Source organism: Ruminococcus sp. AF17-1AC, from assembly GCF_003461385.1.
Taxonomy (GTDB): domain Bacteria; phylum Bacillota; class Clostridia; order Oscillospirales; family Ruminococcaceae; genus Hominimerdicola; species Hominimerdicola aceti.
The window spans coordinates 1-861 of record NZ_QTWZ01000037.1; the positions used below are offsets into that span (position 1 = coordinate 1).

The 861-nt window shown below is 34.3% G+C and carries 1 protein-coding gene; it reads left to right on the forward strand.

Going from position 1 to position 861, the window contains the following annotated elements:
* Positions 1 to 164: 164 nt before the first annotated feature.
* Positions 165 to 842, forward strand: a complete 678-nt coding sequence (locus tag DWW81_RS12850; RefSeq protein WP_117898171.1) for a DUF4367 domain-containing protein — start codon at positions 165 to 167, stop codon at positions 840 to 842.
* Positions 843 to 861 lie beyond the last annotated feature (19 nt).

Consider the following 861-nt stretch of genomic DNA (forward strand, 5'->3'; position numbering starts at 1 on the left):
AAATTAAATAAAACTGATAGAGATATACTCTATCTTGTATGCGTCCAGGGAATGGCCTATAAAGAAATTGCAGATTCATTTGGTATCAGTTATGCAGCAGCCAAGCAGCGATATTGGACGGCAAAGAATAATCTGAAAAAGATAATTTTAAAGGAGGGAGAAATATGAACGAAAACACATTGTTTACACAAGCTTTAAAAGATGTAATTGATGAAGATTATAATGCCGATATGGAAGCGATCTCATTAAATGATGAACACGAATTTAGTGATAAGCATAATAAGAAAATGAAGAAGCTTATTAAACGGCAAAGCAGGCCATATTTTAATCTTATAAGTACGGCAGGTCGACGGGTTGCGTGTGTTATTGTTGCAATGGTCGTGCTTTCTGCCTCAGCTTTAAGTGTCGAAGCGGTTCGTAATGCAGTATATGATTTTATAATAAAAATCTTTTCGAATCACAGCGTTGTAACAACCGAAAGTGGAACGGACGACGGTTATCCGACATCTTTTGAAGAAAAATATTATATTTCAAAGTTGCCTGCCGGTTTTGAACAGACTCAATATGGTGAAACAGATAATAGTATTTCAGTTTTTTATTCAAATGGCAAAAAAGGAATTTTATTTGACCAGAATGTCAAAGGTGATCATAAGATATATATGGATAATGAGCGAACGGATTTTACGAAGATCGAGATCGATGGTCAGGAATATTTGCTCTTTGAATCTGATACTGATGTAACGTGCATTTGGGATAATGGCAGATACATATTGTCAATTTCCAGCAATCTCGACAAAGAAACTGTTATAGATTTATGCAAGTCTACAAAGTTACAAAAATAGTCTTACTAATTTGTTTTTT

Bases quoted from the DNA above. Each gene is read 5' to 3' on its own strand.
- DWW81_RS12850 (WP_117898171.1), top strand. From the start codon at position 165: ATGAACGAAAACACATTGTTTACACAAGCTTTAAAAGATGTAATTGAT.